General features: G+C 67.8%; 19 protein-coding genes. 12 read left to right on the forward strand and 7 right to left on the reverse strand.

Annotated elements, in window-relative coordinates; genetic code table 11:
• Positions 1–85 precede the first annotated feature (85 nt).
• Genes FO470_RS07785 through FO470_RS07800 form a run of 4 tightly spaced genes read left to right on the forward strand, consistent with a single transcriptional unit; the run spans position 86 to position 4,950 of the window.
• Positions 86–1,633, forward strand: coding sequence for an ABC transporter ATP-binding protein (locus FO470_RS07785; protein WP_144342376.1), 1,548 nt, complete (start codon positions 86–88; stop codon positions 1,631–1,633).
• Positions 1,630–2,697, forward strand: coding sequence for an ABC transporter permease (locus FO470_RS07790; RefSeq protein ID WP_144342377.1), 1,068 nt, complete (start codon positions 1,630–1,632; stop codon positions 2,695–2,697). Before FO470_RS07785 ends, FO470_RS07790 begins: the two co-directional genes overlap by 4 nt.
• Positions 2,697–3,641 carry an ABC transporter permease gene (locus tag FO470_RS07795; RefSeq protein WP_144342378.1) on the forward strand — a complete coding sequence of 315 codons (945 nt, stop codon included), beginning with the start codon at positions 2,697–2,699 and terminating at the stop codon, positions 3,639–3,641. The genes FO470_RS07790 and FO470_RS07795 overlap by 1 nt, the downstream gene beginning before the upstream one ends.
• Before the next feature lie 13 nt (positions 3,642–3,654).
• Positions 3,655–4,950, forward strand: a complete 1,296-nt coding sequence (locus FO470_RS07800) for an amidohydrolase family protein (protein WP_144342379.1) — start codon at positions 3,655–3,657, stop codon at positions 4,948–4,950.
• Positions 4,951–4,962: 12 nt separating this feature from the next.
• Here the strand turns inward: FO470_RS07800 and FO470_RS07805 are convergent, their stop codons facing one another.
• Positions 4,963–5,799 (reverse strand): MBL fold metallo-hydrolase, encoded by an 837-nt coding sequence (locus tag FO470_RS07805; RefSeq protein ID WP_144342380.1) that lies wholly within the window; start codon positions 5,797–5,799, stop codon positions 4,963–4,965.
• A 108-nt stretch (positions 5,800–5,907) separates the two neighbouring features.
• Positions 5,908–6,543: an MBL fold metallo-hydrolase gene (locus FO470_RS07810; RefSeq protein ID WP_144342381.1), complete on the reverse strand. Its 636-nt coding sequence runs from the start codon at positions 6,541–6,543 to the stop codon at positions 5,908–5,910.
• Positions 6,544–6,655: 112 nt separating this feature from the next.
• On the opposite strand from FO470_RS07810, the gene lepA reads away from it, so the two are divergent.
• Complete coding sequence (gene lepA / locus FO470_RS07815; RefSeq protein ID WP_144342382.1) at positions 6,656–8,461, forward strand: translation elongation factor 4; 1,806 nt, start codon at positions 6,656–6,658, stop codon at positions 8,459–8,461.
• Positions 8,462–8,580: 119 nt separating this feature from the next.
• Positions 8,581–8,778: a YegP family protein gene (locus FO470_RS07820; protein ID WP_144342383.1), complete on the forward strand. Its 198-nt coding sequence runs from the start codon at positions 8,581–8,583 to the stop codon at positions 8,776–8,778.
• Between the two features lie 78 nt (positions 8,779–8,856).
• On the opposite strand, the gene FO470_RS07825 is transcribed toward FO470_RS07820, so the two are convergent.
• The gene (locus FO470_RS07825; RefSeq protein WP_144342384.1) at positions 8,857–9,240 is read right to left on the reverse strand and encodes a PRC-barrel domain-containing protein; all 384 of its coding nucleotides are present in this window, start codon (positions 9,238–9,240) and stop codon (positions 8,857–8,859) included.
• A gap of 221 nt (positions 9,241–9,461) precedes the next feature.
• On the opposite strand from FO470_RS07825, the gene FO470_RS07830 reads away from it, so the two are divergent.
• Both FO470_RS07830 and mepA read left to right on the forward strand, forming a co-directional pair.
• Positions 9,462–10,490 (forward strand): L,D-transpeptidase, encoded by a 1,029-nt coding sequence (locus FO470_RS07830; RefSeq protein WP_144342385.1) that lies wholly within the window; start codon positions 9,462–9,464, stop codon positions 10,488–10,490.
• A 22-nt stretch (positions 10,491–10,512) separates the two neighbouring features.
• Positions 10,513–11,409: a penicillin-insensitive murein endopeptidase gene (gene mepA / locus FO470_RS07835; RefSeq protein ID WP_144342386.1), complete on the forward strand. Its 897-nt coding sequence runs from the start codon at positions 10,513–10,515 to the stop codon at positions 11,407–11,409.
• 36 nt (positions 11,410–11,445) lie between these two features.
• On the opposite strand, the gene FO470_RS07840 is transcribed toward mepA, so the two are convergent.
• From FO470_RS07840 to FO470_RS07850, 3 genes are all read right to left on the reverse strand, one after another.
• A complete protein-coding gene (locus tag FO470_RS07840) occupies positions 11,446–13,062 on the reverse strand; it encodes a GMC family oxidoreductase (RefSeq protein ID WP_144342387.1) in 1,617 nt (538 codons plus the stop codon).
• A gap of 109 nt (positions 13,063–13,171) precedes the next feature.
• Positions 13,172–13,993, reverse strand: a complete 822-nt coding sequence (locus tag FO470_RS07845; protein ID WP_144342388.1) for a lytic murein transglycosylase — start codon at positions 13,991–13,993, stop codon at positions 13,172–13,174.
• Between the two features lie 98 nt (positions 13,994–14,091).
• Entirely contained in the window at positions 14,092–14,844 is a 753-nt protein-coding gene (locus FO470_RS07850; protein WP_144342389.1) for a DUF3750 domain-containing protein, read from the reverse strand.
• 156 nt (positions 14,845–15,000) lie between these two features.
• On the opposite strand from FO470_RS07850, the gene FO470_RS07855 reads away from it, so the two are divergent.
• The 3 genes from FO470_RS07855 (at position 15,001) to FO470_RS07865 (ending at position 19,136) form a co-directional block, all read left to right on the forward strand.
• The gene (locus FO470_RS07855; protein ID WP_144342390.1) at positions 15,001–16,341 is read left to right on the forward strand and encodes an Nramp family divalent metal transporter; all 1,341 of its coding nucleotides are present in this window, start codon (positions 15,001–15,003) and stop codon (positions 16,339–16,341) included.
• A 93-nt stretch (positions 16,342–16,434) separates the two neighbouring features.
• Positions 16,435–17,817, forward strand: coding sequence for a malonyl-CoA decarboxylase (locus FO470_RS07860; RefSeq protein WP_144342391.1), 1,383 nt, complete (start codon positions 16,435–16,437; stop codon positions 17,815–17,817).
• Between the two features lie 101 nt (positions 17,818–17,918).
• Entirely contained in the window at positions 17,919–19,136 is a 1,218-nt protein-coding gene (locus tag FO470_RS07865) for an SAM-dependent methyltransferase (protein ID WP_144342392.1), read from the forward strand.
• Between the two features lie 30 nt (positions 19,137–19,166).
• On the opposite strand, the gene FO470_RS07870 is transcribed toward FO470_RS07865, so the two are convergent.
• Positions 19,167–19,820 carry a TetR/AcrR family transcriptional regulator gene (locus FO470_RS07870; protein ID WP_144342393.1) on the reverse strand — a complete coding sequence of 218 codons (654 nt, stop codon included), beginning with the start codon at positions 19,818–19,820 and terminating at the stop codon, positions 19,167–19,169.
• Between the two features lie 128 nt (positions 19,821–19,948).
• Between FO470_RS07870 and FO470_RS07875 the strand changes: the two genes are divergently transcribed.
• Entirely contained in the window at positions 19,949–21,121 is a 1,173-nt protein-coding gene (locus tag FO470_RS07875; RefSeq protein WP_144342394.1) for an HlyD family secretion protein, read from the forward strand.
• Positions 21,122–21,136 lie beyond the last annotated feature (15 nt).

The raw sequence follows: 21,136 nt of genomic DNA on the forward strand, positions 1-21,136 counted from the left end.
GCCGGGGATCCACGCCTTGGCCGATGAGGACGTGGATGGCCGGGAGAAACCCGGCCATGGCGGTCTGTTCATATGGATCCCCTCCATGCACCCTGATCCACGTCCCCTTGTCCTCTCGCTGTCCGGCATTACCAAGCGCTTCGGGCCGCTGACGGCGAACGACCATATCGACCTCGACATACGGGCCGGCGAGATCGTGGCTCTGCTCGGCGAGAACGGTGCCGGCAAGACCACGCTGATGAGCATCCTGTTCGGTCATTACGTGGCCGACGAGGGCGCCATTCACATCGCTGATGAGGCCGGCCGGCTCGCGCCGCTGCCGGGCGGGTCCGCCGAGGCGGCGCTGGCGGCGGGCATCGGCATGGTGCACCAGCACTTCGCCCTCGCCGAGAACCTTACCGGCTTCGAGAACATCGTGCTGGGCACGCAGTCGCTGTGGAGTTTCGGGTTAGGGCGCCGCGAGGCACGGGCCAAGATCGCGCGGCTGGTCGCCGAGAGCGGCCTCGCCGTCGATCTCGACGTTCCGGTGGCACGCCTGTCGGTCGGCGAGCAGCAGCGCATCGAGATCCTCAAGGCGCTCTACCGCGACGTGCGCGTGCTGATCCTCGACGAGCCGACCGCCGTTCTGACCCCGCAGGAGGCGGACGGTCTCGTGGCGACGGTGCGCAAGCTGGCCGCGAAGGGGCTCGCCGTCATCTTCATCAGCCATAAGCTGCACGAGGTGCTGGCCCTGTGCGAGCGCGTGGCGGTGCTGCGCGGCGGTGCCAAGGTGGCAGACCGGCCGACCGCCGGCGCGGACCGTGCCACGCTGGCTGAACTGATGGTCGGCCGTGCCATTCCCCAGCGCGAGCGCCCGCCCTCCACGCCCGGCGCGCCGGTGCTGAGCCTGAAGGAGGTCAGCGTCGGCAATCCCGGCCAGCGCGACCGTCTGGAGAATGCCAGCCTCGACGTGCGCGCCGGCGAGCTCGTCGGCATCGCCGGCGTCTCCGGCAACGGGCAGGGGGCGCTCGCCGGGCTGGTCGCCGGCCTCGCGGCCGCCCGCGCCGGCGAGGTGACCCTCGACGGGCAGCGGCTCACATCGGCCGATCCCGCCGGGCGGGTCACGGCCCATGTCGGCCGCATTCCCGAGGACCGTCATCGCGACGGGACCATAGGCGCCCTGTCGGTGGCCGAGAACTACGTGCTGGAGAGCATCGGCGATCCCGAGAACCAGTGCGGCGGCTTCATTCGCCGTGGCGATATCCGGGTCCGCGCCGCCGAGATGATCCGCGCCTATGACGTGCGCTGCCCCGGTCCGGATGCCGCGATCCGCGCGCTCTCCGGCGGCAACATGCAGAAGGTGGTGCTGGCCCGGGCGCTGGAGGGCGAGCCGAGGCTCGTTCTTGCGCACCAGCCCACGCGCGGGCTCGACATCGGCGCAACGACCGACGTCCACCGCCGCCTCATCGCCGCCCGGGCGCGCGGAGCCGCCGTGCTGCTCATTTCTGAGGATCTCGACGAATTGTTCGTACTGTCCGACCGCATCGCCGTGGTCCATGCCGGTCATCTCTCCCCGGCCATGGAGGCCGCCAGCCTGGATGTCCGCACCGTCGGCCTGATGATGGCGGGCCATACCGCCGGGGAGGCCGCATGATCCGCTTCGTTCCCCGCGAGCGCACGCCGGTCTGGCTCACCGTTGCCGTGTCGGTCGGCGCGGGCCTCGTGGCCCTGCTGCTCACCGCCATCCCGCTGGCGCTGTCCGGCGCGCCGGTGTTCACCGCCTTCGCGCTGATGGCGCGGGGCGCGGCCGGCGACGGCTTCGCGCTGGCGGAGACGCTGACGCGCGCCACGCCGCTCATTTTCACCGGCCTCGCCGCCGCCGTCGCTTTCCGGGCGAAGCTCTGGAACATCGGCGCCGAGGGCCAGCTCTATGCCGGGGCGCTCGCCACCGTGGTGCTCGGCGCGGGGCTGGTCGAGGCGCCCTCCTATGTGCTGGTGCCGCTGGTGCTCCTCGGCGCGGCGGCGGCCGGCGCGGCGCTGCTGCTGGTGCCGGTGCTGTTCAAGACCCGCTTCGGCGCCGACGAGGTGGTCGTCACCTTGCTGATGAACTTCATCGTCCTGCTTTTCGTGCAGATGATGCTGGAAGGGCCGGTCAAGGACGAAATGGCGCTGGGCTGGCCGCAGTCGGCTCCCGTGCTGGACGAGGCGACGCTTCCGAAGCTGGTGGCGGGGCTGCGCCTTCACTGGGGTCTCGTGCTGGCGGTCGTCGCCGCCGTGCTGCTGCACGTCTTCATCTCGCGCACCGTATGGGGCTTCCGCATCCGCGCGGTCGGCGAGAATGCCCGCGCCGCCCGCTATGCCGGGCTGCCGGTCGGCAAGGCGATGGCGCTGGTCGGCATCCTCTCGGGTGGTCTCGCGGGCCTCGCCGGGGCGAGCGAGGTCGCCGGGCTCAAGGGCTATCTCACCGCTGACCTGTCGCCCGGCTTCGGCTATGCGGGCATCGTGGTGGCGACGCTCGCCAATCTCTCGCCGCTCGGCGTCGTTCCCTCGGCCATCTTCATCGCCGGCGTCTTCGTCGGGGCGGATTCGATGAGTCGGGCCATCGGCGTATCGAACTACCTGGCCGATCTCGTAGTGGCTTTCTCTCTCCTCAGCGTGCTGGTGGGCGGCCTGCTGACCCGTTTCCGCATCGTCTTCGTCCGCCGGGAGCCCGCCTGATGCTGGAAGCCCTCGACATCTTCACTCAAGCGAATTTCTGGGCCGCCACCCTGCGCATCGCCACGCCGCTGATCTTCGGCGTGCTCGGAGCGCTGCTCTGCGAGCGGGCCGGCGTGCTCAACCTCGGGATCGAAGGCATCTTCGTCGCCGGCGCCATGTCCGGCTGGCTCGCCGTCTATCTGGGCCTGCCGCTCTGGGGCGGCGTCGCGGTGGCGGCCTTCACCGGCGCGCTGTTCGGGCTGATCCATGGCGTGCTCACGGTGCCGCTGGGCCTGTCGCAGCACGTCACCGGCATCGGGGTGACGCTGCTTGCTACGTCGGTCGCCTATTTCGGCTATCGCGTCGCCTTCCCGAATGTGGCGACGCCGCCCCGCATCGAGCCCTTCGCGCCGCTCGACCTGCCGCTCCTCGGCGATCTGCCATTCATCGGCCCGATCCTCGGCCAGCAGACGGCCTTCACCGTCTTCGCCTTCCTGTGCGTCGGCGTCGTCGCGGTGGTGCTGGCCCGCACCCCGCTGGGGCTCGCGCTGCGGGCGGTGGGCGACAATCCCGAGGCGGTGGAGGCGCAGGGCCTGTCCGTCGTCGCGCTGCGCATCGGCGCGGTGATGGCGGGATCGGCGCTGATGGCGCTGGGCGGAGCGTTTCTCACGCTCTCGGCTTTCAACGCCTTCTATTTCGGCATGATCAACGGGCGCGGCTGGGTCTGCATCGCGCTCACCGTCTTCGCCTCCTGGCGGCCGGGCAAGGCGTTGCTCGGCGCGCTGCTGTTCGGGGCGCTCGATGCCTACCAGCTGCGCATCCAGACCATCGCCGGCGGCGTCGTGCCGAGCCAGATCTTCCTGATGCTGCCCTATATCGTCTCCATCGCGGCGCTTGTGCTGGTCGCCCGCCGGGCCGACTATCCCCGCGCTCTGATGAAGCCCTACTTCAAGGGCCAACGGTGAGTCTGGATCCACGATGAGTTTCGACCTGCTTGTGAAGAACGCCCGCCTGCCCGACGGGCGGTCGGCCGTCGACATCGCCTGCGCGGATGGCCGCATCGTCGCGATCGAGCCCGGCATCGAGGCCGAGGCAGGGCAGGTGATCGATGCCGGCGGGCGGCTGGTCTCGCCGCCCTTCGTCGACGTGCATTTCCACATGGATGCGACGCTTTCGCTCGGCCTGCCAAGACTCAATACCTCCGGCACGCTGCTCGAAGGTATCGCGCTGTGGGGCGAGCTGAAGCCGCTGCTGACGCATGAGGCGGTGATCGAGCGGGCGCTGCGCTATTGCGACCTCGCCGTCAGCCAGGGCCTGCTCGCCATCCGCTCGCATGTCGATGTGTGCGACGACCGGCTGCTTGCCGTGGAAGCGCTGCTCGACGTGCGTGAAAAGGTGAAGGACTACATCGACCTTCAGCTCGTCGCCTTCCCGCAGGACGGCTATTATCGCTCGCCCTCGGCGGCGCGAAATCTGGAGCGTGCGCTCGACATGGGCGTCGACGTCGTCGGCGGCATCCCGCATTTCGAGCGCACCATGGCGGACGGCGCCGCCTCGCTGAAGGCGCTGTGCGAGATCGCCGCCGCGCGCGGCCTGCGCGTCGACATCCATTGCGACGAGACCGACGACCCGCTCTCGCGCCATATCGAGGCGCTGGCCTATGAGACGCAGCGGCTGGGCCTGCAGGGCCGCGTGGCCGGCTCGCACCTCACGTCCATGCATTCCATGGACAACTACTACGTCTCGAAGCTGATCCCGCTGATCGCCGAGGCGGGCGTGCACGCCATCGCCAACCCGCTGATCAACATCACGTTGCAGGGCCGGCACGACACCTATCCCAAGCGCCGCGGCCAGACCCGCGTGCCGGAGCTGCGCACCGCCGGCGTGAACGTCGCCTTCGGGCACGACTGCGTGATGGACCCGTGGTACTCGCTCGGTTCCGGCGACATGCTGGAAGTCGCGCACATGGCGCTGCATGTCGGCCAGATGACCTCGCGCGAGGCGATGGCGTGGTGCTTCGAGGCGGTAACGACCAATCCCGCCCGCATCATGGGGCTGGAAGGCTATGGCGTCGCCCCCGGCTGCAACGCCGATTTCGTCGTGCTCCAGGCGGCCGACCCCATCGAGGCGATCCGACTGAAGGCGGCGCGGCTGTTCGTGGTGCGCCGCGGGCGTGTCATCGCCGAAGGGACGCCGCGCGTCTCCGCGCTCGACCTGCCGGGGCGCCCGGCGCTGGTGGACCCGGCCGCCTACGCGCCTCCGGCCGCGAACTGATCGGGTCGCCGGCTACTGGTAGCGGCTGGCCGGCAGCACGATCACCGTCGGCTTGGCGGGCAGCGTCTCGCGCGAGAACACGACCTGCGGGCTCTCCCGCCGCTCGACCGCGTACTGGCTGCCGGCGAGGCGGTCGAGGAAGCGGTTGAGCGTGCTTTCGTTGAAATAGTGCATCGGGATCACCACCGGCGCCTCCATCGCCTTCAGCACCTCGATCATGCCGTCGACGTCCAGCGTGTAGCTGCCGTCGACCGGCGCCAGCACTACGTCGATGCGGCCGAGAACGGCGAGGTCGTCCACCGTCAGCGTATGGTGCAGATGGCCGAGATGGGCGATGCAGATGTCCGCCGCGCGGAAGATGAAGATCGAATTGCCGTTGCGGATCGTGCCGCCTTGCATGTCGCGGATGTTGGTTGGCAGGTTGCCGATCCAGAGGTCACCGACCTCCAGGTCGTAGCGCACGGGGTCGCGATCCTCGCGCCAGCCCTTCAGCACATATCCGATCCCCGGATCGGGGTTGAGCGAGTAATGCGTCGAGTGGGCACGGTTCATCGTGGCGACGCGCGGCACGACGTCGGGGCGCACATAGTCGTTGTAGTCGGTCGTCACGGTGACGCCGCCCGCCGTCTCGATCAAGAAGGTGGAGTGGCCGATATAGGCGAGGCTGACCTGCCGCGGCTCCAGATAGGCGGCGGGCAGGGCCCGCGGCCCGAGGGGCTGGAGGAACGGGCTGCTGGCGACGAGCTTGGGGCAGCGCTCGGCCTGCTGGGCGCGGGCGGGCGCGGATGCGGCAAGGCAGGCGGCAAGAGACGCCAGGGCGAGGAGGCACACGGTCGCGACACGCGTCATGACGGGACTCCGGCTAGGGATTTCCGTCATCATCGGCTGTGCGGCGATACCGTGCGAGTAACAGTTTCGTGGCGCGCTACCCCGCGCCGCTGCCCGCGCCGTCGCCTGTCAACGCAGGAAGGGGTTGGTCCGCTTCTCCAGGGCGATGTTCGTGGCGTTGCCGTGCCCGGGCAGGACGGTGAAGGCGTCCCCGAGCGGCAGGATCTTCTCCTTGATGCCCCGGATCAGAAGCGGGCCATCACCATAGGGAAAATCCGTGCGGCCGACGGAACGCTGGAACAGCGTATCGCCGACGATGGCCAGTCGATTGTCACGGTTCACCAGGACGATATGGCCCGGCGTGTGTCCGGGCACGTGCAGCACCTCGAACGGCACGCCGCCGATATCGACCGTGTCGCCCTCGTCCAGCCAGCGGCCGGGCGTCACGGCGCGGCCGGGGATGCCGGTGCGCACGCCATCGGCGGGGAGGTTGTCGAGCAGGAACTTGTCGCCCTCATGCGGCCCTTCGACCGGAATCTTCAGCGTTTCCGCCAGTTCCGCAGCGCCGGCGGCGTGGTCGATATGGCCGTGGGTCAGCACGATCTTCTCCGCGTTGACCTCCAGTTCCTCCAGCGCCGCGAGGATGCGCGGCAGGTCGCCGCCCGGATCGATCACCGCACCCCGCTTGGTGGTTTCGTCCCAGACGATCGAGCAGTTCTGCTGGAACGGCGTGACGGGTACGACGGCGACCTTCAGTTCGGGCATGACGGTTCCTCGGGAATGGCGGGCGGAATGTGGTCGATTGCATGCCCGCGCGCAAGGAGCGGGAGGGGTCTCCTCCTTGTGGTGCCTTGGCGCCAATGCTATCCCGCGCCCCATGAGCACCGAGCCCATCGACAACATCCGCAACTTCTCCATCGTCGCCCACATCGACCACGGGAAGTCGACCCTTGCCGACCGCCTGATCCAGATCACGGGCGGGCTGTCGGAGCGTGAGATGTCCGAGCAGGTGCTCGACAACATGGATATCGAGCGCGAGCGCGGCATCACCATCAAGGCGCAGACCGTGCGGCTGTCCTACAAGGCGAAGGACGGCAGGGATTACGTCCTCAACCTCATCGACACGCCCGGCCATGTCGACTTCGCCTATGAGGTGAACCGCTCGCTCGCCGCCGTCGAGGGCTCGCTGCTGGTGGTCGACGCCTCGCAGGGCGTCGAGGCGCAGACGCTGGCCAATGTCTACCAGGCCATCGACAACAATCACGAGATCGTCCCGGTCCTCAACAAGGTGGACCTGCCGGCCGCTGAGCCGGACAAGGTGAAGGCGCAGATCGAGGACGTGATCGGCCTCGACGCCTCCGACGCGGTGCTCATCTCCGCCAAGACAGGCCTCGGCATTCCCGACGTGCTGGAAGCGATCGTCACCCGCCTGCCGCCGCCCAAGGGAGACCGCGAGGCGCCGCTGAAGGCGCTGTTGGTCGACAGCTGGTACGACGTCTATCTCGGCGTCGTCGTGCTCGTGCGCATCGTCGACGGCGTGCTGAAGAAGGGCCAGCGCATCAAGATGATGGGCTCGGGTGCCGTCTACGACATCGACCGCGTCGGCGTGTTCACGCCGAAGATGGTGGCGATGACCGAGCTGGGGCCGGGCGAGATCGGCTTCCTCACCGGCTCGATCAAGGAAGTGGCGGATACGCGCGTCGGCGATACCATCACCGAGGAAAAGCGCCCGACCTCGGCGGCGCTGCCGGGCTTCAAGCCGGCGCAGCCGGTGGTGTTCTGCGGCCTGTTCCCGGTCGATGCCGCCGACTTCGAGGATCTGCGCGCCGCGATGGGCAAGCTGCGCCTCAACGATGCCTCCTTCTCCTTCGAGATGGAGACGTCGGCGGCGCTCGGCTTCGGCTTCCGCTGCGGCTTCCTCGGGCTGCTGCACCTCGAGATCATCCAGGAGCGGCTGGAGCGCGAGTTCAATCTCGACCTCATCGCCACCGCCCCGTCGGTGATCTACGAGATCGAGATGAACGACGGCACGGTGCTTGAGCTGCACAACCCGGCCGATATGCCGGACGTGGTGAAGATCAAGGAAATTCGCGAGCCGTGGATCCGTGCCACCATCCTGACGCCGGACGAATATCTCGGCGCGGTGCTCAAGCTTTGCCAGGACCGGCGCGGCAACCAGATCGAGCTCACCTATGTCGGCTCGCGCGCCATGGTCACCTATGACCTGCCGCTGAACGAGGTGGTGTTCGACTTCTACGACCGGCTGAAGTCGATCTCGAAAGGCTATGCCTCGTTCGACTACCAGATCACCGAGTATCGCCCCGGCGACCTCGTGAAGATGTCGATCCTGGTCAACGCCGAGCCGGTCGACGCACTGTCCATGCTGGTGCACCGCACCCGCGCCGAATATCGCGGCCGCGCCATGTGCGAGAAGCTGAAGGACCTGATCCCGCAGCATCTGTTCCAGATCCCGATCCAGGCGGCCATCGGCGCCAAGATCATCGCCCGCGAGACCATCCGCGCGCTGCGCAAGGACGTGACCGCCAAGTGCTATGGCGGCGACATCACCCGCAAGCGCAAGCTTCTGGAGAAGCAGAAGGAAGGCAAGAAGAAGATGCGCCAGTTCGGCAAGGTGGAGATTCCCCAGGAAGCCTTCATCGCCGCGCTGAAGGTCGACGACTGAGGCCGCGTACCTCGGGCATCTGTGCCGCTTCCGGCCCTCGGTGGTAGCCGGGCCTTCCGAATCAGCGGCAATTGTGCTCCCATCGGGCCAGTCGCAGGGCGCGACGGGAGGCAAATCGCATGTCGTACAAGTTCGAAGTCTACGAGGACAAGGCTGGCGGGTTCCGCTTCCGCTTCCGTGCCTCGAACGGCGAGATCATGTTCTCGTCCGAGAGCTACAAGGCGAAGTCGTCGGCCCTGAGCTCCATCGAGTCGCTGAAGAAGAACGTTCCGGAAGCGAACGTCGTCGAGCTGCCGAAGGACGAAAAGAAGGCCTGATCCCGGCCGGGGCAGGTTTTTTCTCAGGTGAACAGGCCGGGCTTGCGCCCGGCCTTTGGTGCTGTCCGCTACGGCTCGTCAGAGCATGTAGGGCGGCACATGGTAGTATTCATTGACCTTGCGATCCCACTCGGGATCCTTCCAGGCGCTTTCGTCGGCGCTGGCGTGCCGCGGTGCACCCTGGAGCTGTTCGTCGGTGATGTCGACGACGTAGCCATCGAGTCCCTCATCATATTTCAGCAGCGACCAGGGCAGTGGGTAGTAGTCCCCGCCGAAGCCCAGAAAGCCGCCGAAGCTCATGACCGCATAGGCGGTCTGCCCGCTCAGCTTGTCGATCATCACCCGCTCGATGGCGCCGATGCGGTCGCCGTTCGGGCGGTAGACGGCGGTGCCTTCCACCTTGTCGCTGCCGATCAGGGTTCGCGTCTCGCGCGCTTCGAGATTGTGCTGAGTGCTCTGCATCGTGTCCGTCCCTCTCTACTCACACTGTTCGGTGGAGAAACGCGGCGTTACGGACGAGGTTCCCCAAAACGGTCGTCTCTATTGTCGCTCTTCGGGCAAAGCGGCGCCGAAACATGCTGGCGCAGCGCCCGGCAGGCGGCTTTACAGGTCGGGACGCGGCGGGTGGCGTGCGAGGTCTCGCGCCGATATCGTCGCGTCGACGATCGAGGGAGAATCAAGTGATGAACGGCAAGCCCGGAGCGCGCGACGCGAAGCCTTTCGCCACGGACCGCCGCAACGTGCTGCGGCTTGCCGGTGCCGCGACGGCATTCGTGCTGGGCGGTTGGCCAGTAGCGGCGCAGGACGCCGACGTCACCGCCGTCGATGAGCTGAAGCCCGGCCAGTATGTCTGGTATCCCGAACGGGCGCCGGAGGGGTTCGTCGCCGTTATCGTGTCGCTGCCCGACCAGCGCTGCTACGTCTACCGCAACGGCGTGCGCGTCGGCGTTTCCACCTGCTCGACCGGCAAGGCGGGCTTCTCGACGCCGGTGGGCGTGTTCACGATCCTGCAGAAGGATGCGACGCACCATTCCTCGATCTATGACGGCGCGTCGATGCCCTTCACCGAGCGCCTCACCTGGTCCGGCGTGGCGCTGCACGCGGGCGGGCTGCCCGGCTACCCGTCCTCGCATGGCTGCGTGCACCTGCCGCTCGCCTTCGCCAAGCTGCTGTTCGGCATCACCCACTACGGGACGCCGGTGATCATCGCCGACTCGCATTCCCAGCCGGTCGACGTGCTCCATCCCGGCCTCGTCCTGCCGGCGGATGCCACCGCGGCGATCCGCAAGGACGATCCGAAGAACCCGAACGGCACACCGGACACGGCCGCGGCGCCCGATCCGACGCAGGATGCCGTGGCGATGATCATCAGCGGGGCGGACAAGCAGCTCACCGTGATCAAGGACGGCGCCGTCGTCTTCACCTCGCCGGTCACCATTCGCGATCAGCACACCCCGCTCGGCAACGTGGTCTACGTGCTGAAGAATGTCGGCGGCGAAGTGTCGTGGACGGCCTTGTCCTTCGAGGGCAACGGCGCCACCGGCGGCAAGTCGGCCAGTGCCATCGACCGCATCACCGTGGCGCCGGCGGCCAACCAGCAGCTCGCCAAGCTGCTGGTGCCGGGCTCGACGCTGTTCGTCACCGAGCTTTCCGCGACGCCCGACACGCGCTCGCCGAAGAACTTCGTCATCCTCTCGCAGGTCGTGAGCTGAGGGCGCGCTCATGAAATCAGAGATGGGAAGGCACATCGTGCGGGCGGCTCTGGTGGGGCTGGGGCTCCTCGTCGCCGGCGCCGCCTCGGCCCAGCAGGACCGCGCGGCGAACATCGACAACAAGCCGGCCAAGCAGGTCTTCGGCGCGGCGCGGGACGCCGCCCCGTTCGAGGCACGTGCCATCGGCTTCTATTCGAAGGGCTGTCTGGCCGGCGCTGAGGCGCTGCCCGTCAACGGCAAGACGTGGCAGGCCATGCGCCTGTCGCGCAACCGCAACTGGGGCCACCCGAACCTCGTCGCCTTCCTTGAGCGCTTCTCGGCCAAGGTGCCGGGTATCTCGAAATGGCCGGGCATCCTGGTCGGTGACATGGCGCAGCCGCGCGGCGGTCCGATGCTGACCGGCCACGCCTCGCACCAGATCGGCCTCGATGCCGACATCTGGCTCACCCCGATGCCGACGCGCGAATTCTCCCGCGACGAGCGCGAGAAGGTCTCCGCCACGATGATCGTGCGGCCAGACCGGCTCGACGTCGACAGCAAGGTGTGGACGCCGTCGCTGGTCGCCGTCATCAAGACGGCGGCGCAGGATGCCGAGGTGGAGCGCGTGCTGGTCAACGCCGCCATCAAGAAGGCGCTGTGCCGGGACGCGACGGGCGACCGTTCCTGGCTACAGAAGGTGCGGCCCTATTGGGGGCATGACTACCACATGCATGTGCGCATCTCGTGCCCCGCCGGCAGCCCGGACTGCCGGGCGCAGGATCCGGTCGTGCCGGGCGAGGGCTGTGGTAGCGAGCTCGACTGGTGGTTCTCCGATGCGAATCTGCATCCCAAACCGCCGAAGGAACCGCCCAAGCCCAAGCCGCCGATGCTGGTGAAGGAGCTGCCGGAAGCTTGCAAGCAGGTCGTGCTGGCGCCGTGAGCGGGCGCCACGGGTCGCCCACCCTTCGCCGATGCTTTAGCGCGCGTCGGCGAGGATCATCCCGGCCGCCTTCTCGGCGATCATGATGGTCGGTGAGTTGGTATTGCCGGAGACGATGGTCGGCATGATCGAGGCGTCCGCCACGCGCAGCCCGGCAATCCCGAACACCCGCAGCCGCTCATCCACCACCGCCGCCGGATCGGAGGCAAGGCCCATCTTCGCCGTGCCCACGGGATGGAAGATGGTGGTGCCGATGTCGCCCGCCGCGCGCGCCAGCGCTTCCTCGCTGTCGTCGATGCCCGCGCCGGGCAGGAATTCGTCCGGCGCGAAGGGAGCCAGCGCCGGCTGGGCGACGATGCGGCGGCCGACGCGGATGCTGTCGGCGGCCACGCGCCGGTCTTCCTCGGTGGACAGGTAGTTGGGCTGGATGCGTGGGGCGGCCGTGCTGTCCGCGCTTGCCAGCGTGAGGCTGCCACGGCTCGTCGGGCGCAGGTTGCACACGCTCATGGTGAAGGCGGGGAACTTGTGCAGCGGCTCGCTGAACTTGCCGAGCGAGAGCGGCTGGACGTGGAATTCGAGGTCCGCGCGCTCCTTCTCCGCGCGTGAGCGGGTGAAGATGCCGAGTTGTGAGGGAGCCATGGTCAGCGGCCCGCGCTGGAACAGCGCGAAGTCGAGCCCCATCTTCGCCCGCCCGAACAGCGAGTGATACTGCTCGTTCAGCGTGGGCACACCGGAGACCTTGTAGATCATCCGCAGCTGCAGATGGTCCTGCAGGTTGGCGCCGACGCCCGGCTTGTCCAGCACCACCGGAATTCCGTGCTGCGCCAGTTCCGCGCCGGGTCCGATGCCGGAGAGCTTCAGCAGGTGAGGGGAGTTGATGGCCCCGGCGGCGAGCACCACCTCGCTCCGTGCGCGGGCGACGCGGGTGATGCCGTCCTGCCGGTAGACGACGCCGACCGCACGCCCGTTCTCGATCAGCACCCGCTCGGTGCGGCAGCCGGTTTCCAGCTTCAGGTTGGGACGGGACAGCACCGGTTTCAGGAAGCCGCGCGCGGCGCTCCAGCGGAAGCCCCGCTTCTGGTTCACCTGGAAATAGGACGAGCCCTCATTGTCGCCGGTGTTGAAATCCGGGATTGACGGGATGCCGGCCTGCCGCGCCGCGTCCCGAACCGTGTCGAGCAGCTTCCAGGTGAGGCGCGGCGCCTCGACCCGCCATTCGCCGCCGCCGCCGTGGAATTCGGCGGCGCCGAGATAGTGGTCCTCATGGCTTTTGAAGACCGGCAGCACATCGTCCCAGCCCCAGCCGGAAAGGCCGAGCTGGCGCCAGTGATCGTAATCGGCGGCCTGTCCGCGCATGTAGATCATGGCGTTGATGGCCGAGGAACCGCCGATGGTCTTGCCGCGGGGGTAGTTGAGCGCCCGTCCGTTCAACCCTGCCTCAGCCTCGGTCTTGTAGCACCAGTCGGCGCGCGGATTGCCGATGGCGAAGAGGTAGCCGACCGGGATGTGGAACCAGATCCAGTTGTCGCGCCCGCCGGCTTCTAGAACCAGCACGCGGTTCCTCGGATCGGCGGAAAGCCGGTTGGCCAGCACGCAGCCCGCCGAACCGGCTCCCACGACGATATAGTCATAGGTCTCGGCATCGTTCGGCATGGCGTGGCTCCTCCTTGCAGTTTGGAGTGCAACCTGCCGGGTCGGTCGACGCCGGGCAATGCGAAAGCGCGCACACGGGCTGTTCGCAAAGCCCGGTAAGCGGCGCGCCTTACTGGGTCAGCTTGGTGGCGAAATAGGCGATGCTGCGGGCGTAGACCTCGGCTTTGTTCCAGCCGCGCAGCGCGCCCATGTTCGCGCCGTTCTCCCAGGAGCGGCCGCTCCAGCCATAGCCGCGCAGATAGTTGGCGGTGGAGGCGAGAACGTCCGGCACGCTGCGGATCAGGTCGGCATGGCCGTTGCCATCGAAGTCGACGGCGAAGCGCACATAGGAGGTCGGCATGAACTGGGTCTGGCCGAGTTCGCCGGCCCAGGCGCCGCGCATTTCGCCCACCGAGAGATCGCCGCGCTGGACGATGCGCAGCGCGTCCAGAAGCTGGCCGGTGAAGAAGCCGGAGCGGCGGCAGTCATAGGCCAGCGTTGCCAGCGAGCGGAACACCGGCATCTTGCCCTGGTTCACGCCGAAGTCGGTTTCCATGCCCCATATGGCGATGAGGATCGGCCCGGGCACGCCGAATCGCCGCTCGATGCGCGCGAGCAGGGCGGCGTGCTGGCGTAGCATCGCTTTGCCCTTGGAAATGCGACCCGCGCCGACGCGGTTGGCGACGAATTGCTCGAAGCTCTGCTTGAAGTGCTTCTGGTTGCGGTCGAGGCTGATCACCCTGGTGTCGTAGCTCAGCCCGTCCAGCGCCCGCAGCGCGCCGGGCGAGATGCCCTGCGCGGCCGCCGCCTGCCGGAAATCGCGCAGCCAGGCATCGAAGCCCGCGCCGGTGTCGCCGCAGGGTGCCGCCAGCGCCGGTGCCGCCGCGAAGGGCGCCAGAAGGGCGAGGGCGAGCCCGCCGCGCCGCAGATGCCTGAAGATGCGTCCGATCATCGCCAATCCCCCGTTAAGGCCAGCTTTGCCCCAGCATGGCTCATGGACATGAATGGCTGGTATCCGGACGACGTCAATCTTCTTTCAAGGCCCCTTTTTCAGAGGCCGATGCGCCCGAAGCCCGGAAGCTTGATGCCGGGGTGCCGCAGATCGAGCCCGGCGATCGCGCCGAGGATGTTGATCTCGACGCCTTCGACCCAGGCCAGCGTCAGCCCGGCATAACCGTCCAGCGTGACGCGCACGCCGGTGCGGGAAGGGGCGAGGCCGATCCACTCGCCGTTCACCGGGTAATCCTTGCCGATGGCGGTCGGGGGGAGGGCGACCGCCATCTCCGGCACCCGGGAGAGCACATAGGCGACGAAGCTGTTGGAGTTTGGCCCCGGCCAGACGTCGTAGTCGCCGGCCTCGGCGTAGGGGTAGGAGGCGATGGCCGCCTGCAGCTTCGGGATGAGCCGTTCCGCTTCCTCGCCCGTCGCCTCGAACACCACTTCCGGCGCGTTGCCGTACCAGCGCCCGTCGGCCGGGTAGCCGTTGTGGCGGATCGGCCGGCCCCAGCCGACCTTGTCGTAGCGCTCATAGGCGTCGGCGCCGGCTTCCTTGAACACGATCCAGCTATGAACCGCGAAGATGCTGCGCCAGCGGCCGACGCGGGCGGCGTAGATGCGCACCATGGCCGGCCTGTGCTCGGCGGCGAGGGGCAGCGTGCCGGTGCTCGACCAATCGGCATTGCGCCAGTTGCGCGTCCAGTCGACCTGCTGCCACTGCACGAGCGCATGCGCGCCGAGCGGCAGGGCGAAGAGCAGGACGAAGCCCAGAAGGGCGAGGCGGGTAAGACGGACGGCGCGCAGCATTCGCCCGAATGTGCGCGGAAATCGACTTCGCACAAGGCTTTGCGAGCTCGCACGCGAAAATGTGTCCGCCGCTTGCCGCGGCTTCGCGCTCCGTTGACAGTCGTTGTGCGGTGCGCCATTTATATTGCAACTCATTCGCAATAGCGGATACCCATAATGCTCGACAAGTTGCAGGCGGAAAGTGCGGGATGGCGCCGGGAGCGTGGAGATCCCTCGCTTTCGGAGGTGCATGGCAGCATCGCCGTGCCGAAGAAGTCGGGCATTTGGCGGTTCTTCGCCTTCATGGGGCCGGGCTATCTGGTCGCCACGGGCTATATGGACCCCGGCAACTGGGCGACCTCGCTCGCCGGCGGTTCGCGCTTCGGCTACGGCCTTCTGGTCGTGGCGTTGCTGTCGAACATGATCGCGATCCTCTTGCAGGCGCTGTGCTCGCGGCTGGGCGTGGCCTCCGGCCGCGATCTCGCCCAGGCCTGCCGCGACGCCTTCCCGCGGCCGGTCGGCTTTGTTCTCTGGCTGCTGGCCGAGGCGGCGATCTGCGCCACCGACCTTGCCGAGGTCATCGGCACCGCCATTGGTCTCAACCTGCTCTTCGGCATTCCGCTGGAGATCGGCGTCGTCGTCACCGCGCTCGACGTGTTCCTCATCCTGTGGCTTCAGAATCTCGGCTTCCGCTTCGTCGAGGCGCTAGTGGTGGCGCTGCTGGCGGTCATCGCCGCCTGCTTCGGCATCCAGATCGCGCTGGCCGATCCCGACTGGGGCGCCGTGATCCGCGGCTTCGCACCGACCACCGAGATCGTCAGCAATCCCGACATGCTCTATCTCGCGCTGGGCATCCTCGGCGCGACGGTGATGCCGCACAATCTCTACCTGCATTCCGCCATCGTGCAGACCCGCCGGCACGATGGCACCACGCAGGGCAAGCGCGAGGCGATCAGGCTGGCGACGTGGGATTCGACGCTGGCGCTGATGTTCGCCCTCACCATCAATGCCTCCATCCTCATCCTCGCCGCCTCGACCTTCCATGCCGGCGGCACCGGCGAGGTCGCTGACCTTGGCAAGGCGCACGAGCTGCTCAACCCGCTGCTCGGCAGCGCCATGGCGCCGACTTTGTTCGCCATCGCGCTTTTGTGCTGCGGCATCAATTCGACGGTGACGGCGACGATCGCGGGTCAGGCGGTGATGGAGGGCTTCCTCAACATCCGCCTCGCGCCGTGGCTGCGCCGGCTGATCACCCGCGCCATCGCCATCGTGCCGGCGGCGGCGGTGACCATCGCCTATGGCGAGCGCGGCGCCGGCTCGCTGCTGATCTTCAGCCAGGTCATCCTCAGCCTGCAATTGCCCTTCGCCATCGTGCCGCTGATCATGTTCACGGCCGACAAGCGCAAGATGGGCACCTTCGTCGCGCCGATCTGGCAGACCGTGCTCGCCGTGCTCGCCGCCGCGCTGATCATCTCGCTCAACATGAAGCTGATCTTCGATTTCATCACCGGCGCTTGACCGCCGGCGCGGGCAGCAGACCATCGTCCGTCTTGCGCGCTTCATCCGCTCGGGGTCTCATTCATCCCGGGCGCGGCAGGATGAGGGGCGACCATGGACAGCGGAACCAGCTTCTTCGGCGATCTGCTCGGCACCATAGCCGAGCGCGGCCGTGCCCTGCTCGACCTCGGGCGCGAACGTCGGCCCGCCGGGGCGGTGCGCGCCGCGCATGTCGCGGAGCTGTGCGAACGGCTGCTGTCGGGCCAGGGGGAGGCGTCCGGCGTTGCGCTGGCGCAGGAGATCCTCGTTGCCTATCGCGGCCTCAAGACCGGCGAGCGCGTGGCCTTCTTCGAGACGCTGGCCGTCGCCTTCGGGCCGGATTCTCTCCGTCTGGACAGGGCCATCGCCGCCCACGCGGCGTCCCCGGGCGCGCGCACGGTGGCCGAGCTGCACGCCGCCAGCGAGCCGCGCCGCCAGGAGTTGATCCGCCGCCTCAACCTCGCCCCCGGCGCCACCGGCCTGCTGGTGGCGATGCGGGCCGATCTGCTCGACAGCCTCACGCGCCGCCCCGATCTCGCCGAGGTCGACCGCGACTTTACCCATCTCCTTGCTTCCTGGTTCAATCGGGGGTTCCTCGTGCTGCGCCGGATCGACTGGTCGACGCCCGCCAACGTGCTTGAAAAGATCATCCGCTACGAGGCGGTGCACGAGATCAGCGACTGGAACGACCTGCGTGCCCGCGTCGACAGCCCGGACCGGCGCTGCTACGCCTTCTTCCACCCGGCCCTGGTCGACGAGCCGCTGATTTTCGTGGAAGTGGCGCTGACCCGTGAGGTGCCCGACGCCATCGCGCCGATCCTCGAGACGAAGCGAACCCCGCTCGATCCAAAGACGGCGAAGGTGGCGGTGTTCTACTCCATCTCGAACTGCCAGAAGGGTCTCGGCGGCGTCAGCTTCGGCAATTTCCTCATCAAGCAGGTGGTGGAGGAGATCTCCCGCGAGTTTCCCGCCCTGCGCACCTTCGTGACGCTCTCGCCCGTGCCCGGCTTCCGCGCCTGGCTCGATGGAGAACTCGCCAACTCGGCCTCCCTCGCCGTCACGGCGGAGGATCGCGCCGCTCTGGAGGCGCTGGGCCGGACGGGCGTGCCGGAGGAGGGGGCCCGCGCCGCTCTGCGCCCCGTCGTCGAGGCGCTCGCGGCCTATTACTTCCTCGTCGCCCGCAGCCCCAAGGGCAAGCCGCTCGATCCGGTGGCGCGCTTTCATCTCGGCAATGGCGCGCGGCTGGAGCGCATCAACGCCTTCGGCGACCTCTCGCCGCGCGGCATGAAGCAGGCGGCCGGGCTGATGGTGAACTACCGCTACGTGCTGGAAGACATCGAGAAGAACCACGAGGCGTTCTTCGACCGCGGCACCATCGTCGCCGCGCCGCAGGTGCGCAAGATGCTGCGCGCGGACAGCCAGCAGAAGCTGCCCGCTGTGCGGGAGGCGGCCGGCTAGCGGTCGCGATCCGGTCGGGTGGGACGCCGCGCGCTTGACAGGGCGGCCGGGCTTGTGGCCGATGCCCGGTAGGTATCCCGGCTGGACGAGCGGAGCGTTTGATGCGTTTTCTTCCCCATCTGCTGAAGCGCTTCGTCCACAAGGGCCGGCTCGTCGTCATTGAGCCGAGCGGCTCGCGCGTCTATTTCGGCAGCGGCGAGGACGGCCCGGAAGTCGTCATGCGCATCCATGACGACAAGCTCGACCGCGAGCTGTTCCTCAATCCCGAGCTGGTGGCGGCCGAGGCCTATATGGATGGCCGGCTGACCTTCGAGGACGGCTCGACCGTCTACGATTTCCTCTATCTCTTCTCGATCAACCGCCGGGGCCTCGCCTCGCATCCGGTGCAGCAGGCGCTGCGCCGCGGCTGGCGGGCGCTGAAGCGCTGGCACCAGTCCAACCCGCTCGGGCGCGCCGCAACGAACGCCCAGAGCCATTACGATCATCCGCCCGAGTTCTACGCCCTGTGGCTGGACTCGCGAATGATCTATTCCTGCGCCTATTTCCCGACTCCCGATGCCTCGCTGGAGGAGGCGCAGGAGGCCAAGCTGCGTCACATCGCGGCCAAGCTGAAGCTGGAGCCGGGCATGCGGGTCGCCGAGATCGGCTCGGGCTGGGGCGCGCTCGCCATCTATCTCGCGAAGCTCGGCGTCGAGGTCACGGCGATCAACGTCGCGACCGAGCAACTGGCGGAATCCCGGAAGCGCGCCCAGGCCGCGGGCGTCGCCGATCGCATCACCTTCTTCGAACGCGACTATCGCGAGCTCACCGGTACCTTCGACCGCGTCGTCTCCGTCGGCATGATGGAGCATGTCGGCGTCAATCATTTCGACGACTACTTCAACACCATCAAGCGGCTGCTGGCGCCCGGCGGCTTTGCGATGATCCATGCTATCGGGCGTATGTCGCCGCCCGGCACGACGGGCCCCTTCATCCGCAAGTACATCTTCCCCGGCGGCTACGTGCCGGCCATGTCGGAGGTGTTCGCTTCGCTGGAGCGCGTCGGCCTGTGGACCGGCGACTGCGAGGTCCTGCGGCTGCACTATTACTGGACCATCCGCCACTGGCGGCTGAACTTCGAGGCGAAGCGGCCGGAAGTGGTGGCGATGATGGGCGAGCGCTTCGCGCGGATGTGGGAGTTCTATCTCGCCGCCGTCGAGCTCGGCTTCCTGCACGGCTCGAACATGGTCTACCAGCTTTTGCTCTCGAACGAGCGCAACGACGTGCCGGTGATCCGCGACTTCATCGTCGACGAGGAGCGCACGCTGGCCGCGCGCTGATCGGCCCGAGCCCTTGCCCGCCTACGCCGTTCAGGCGTTTGGGCGCGCGCCGTAGGTGGCGAGGAAGACGCGCACGGCGAGGTCGACGGTTTCCTCGATCTGCTCCTGCGTCGGCTTGGCCTTGTCGCCGAACAGCAGGCCCTTCACATGCGGGCCCTGGCACATGTTGAGAAACAGGTAGGCGGCCGCCAGATCGTCGTCGAGCTTCAGCCGTCCAAGGTCCGCCTGCTGGCGCAGCAGGTCGGCGAGGCGACGCCCGCCATGGCAGGGGCCGGCGTCGTAGAAAATCTGGCCGATGCGCGGAAATTTCTCCGCGATGCCGATTACCATGCGGATCAGGCGGATGTGATCGGGCTGGATCATCATCGTCATGAAGGACAGGCCGATGCGCCGCAGCAGGCTCCCGACGTCCTCGATGGAGTCGTCCACCTCGAACAGGTGCTCGGCCGAGCGGGCGCGGTCATTGCGCACGAGCGCCTCGAAGAGCTCTTCCTTGCTGCTGAAATAGACGTAGATCGTCGCCTTGGACACGCCGGCCGTCTTGGCCACTTCGTCCATGCTGGCGCCGTCGAAGCCCTTGTCGAAGAACACGCGGCGCGCGCCGTCGATGATGTCCCGGCGCTTGGCGGATTCCGCCTCGGTGCGGGGCGGGGTGCCGACGATCTCCGTATCGATGCTGCTCATGCTGTCCTCCGGACCCTGCTTAGGGCTCTCCGGCCGTCTTTGTCAAAGGTATTGACTAAACTGTTTAGTTTGATATGTAAAGACCAAATCGAACTGAACGGTTTAGTTTCCGTTGCGGAAGGTTAGATATGGCTCAAGCCGAAGCGAAGAGGCAGGAAGGCGCCGAAACCGAGCGCCCGCGCGGCAATGAGCCGGTGCCGATCACCGTGCGCCGGTCTGGCGCGGAGGCTCCGGCGGACCCTGTGGATGCGCCGGCGCCCGCCAAGCCCCGGCGCCGCAGCTTCCTGTTCGGAGCCATCCTCGCGGTGGCTGTGGCAGGAGGCGGCTATTACGGCCTCGACTGGTGGAGGGTAGGGCGCTTCCTCGTCTCCACCGACGACGCCTATGTCGGCGCCGACACGTCCGTCCTCGCCGCCAAGGTGAGCGGGCATATCGTCAGCGTCGACGTGGAGACCAACCAGCCGGTCAGGGCCGGAGACGTCATCGCCCGCATCGATGATGGCGACTACGCACTCGCCCTGCGCGCGGCCGACGGGAAGATCGCCACCCAGCAGGCGACGATCGATCGCTATGGCCAGCAGATCGAGGCGGCGCGGGCCAGCGTCGATCAGGCGAAGGCGCAGCGTGTGTCCGACGAAGCGGAGCTCGACCGCGCCCAGCGCGAGTTCGACCGCCAGTCCGAGCTGGTGAAGTCGCAATTCTCCAGCAAGGCGACTCTCGACAATGCCCGGGCCGACCGGGACAAGGCGCAGGCGGCCGTGGATGCCGCCAAGGCGGCTGTCGCTTCGGCCGAAGCCAATGTCTCGGTGCTGGAAGCCCAGCGTACCGAGGCGGCGCGCCTGCTGGAGGAATACCGCACCGCGCGCGACCAGTCGCAGCGCGATCTCGACTTCACCGTGGTGAAGGCGCCGTTCGACGGCATCGTCGGCAATCGCGCCGTGCAGGTTGGCCAGCTCGTCCAGCCGGGCACGCGGCTGGTGGCGCTGGTGCCGATCACTAGGGTCTATGTCGACGCCAACTTCAAGGAGACGCAGCTCGGCAAGCTGCGGCCCGGCCAGGCGGTGAATGTCGAGGTGGACGCCTATCCCGACGAGGAGTTCCACGGCCGCGTGACCAGCGTCGCGCCGGCGTCCGGCTCGGTGTTCAGCCTGCTGCCGCCGGAGAACGCCACCGGCAACTTCACCAAGATCGTCCAGCGCGTGCCCGTGCGAATCGAGCTCGATGAGGAAGCCCGCGACAAGGCGGAGCTGCGTCCGGGCATGTCGGTGATCGCCACCGTCGATACCCGCACCGGCGGCTGACGAAGGGCGTCCGCC

Source organism: Ancylobacter moscoviensis, assembly GCF_007559435.1.
Lineage (GTDB): Bacteria > Pseudomonadota > Alphaproteobacteria > Rhizobiales > Xanthobacteraceae > Ancylobacter > Ancylobacter moscoviensis.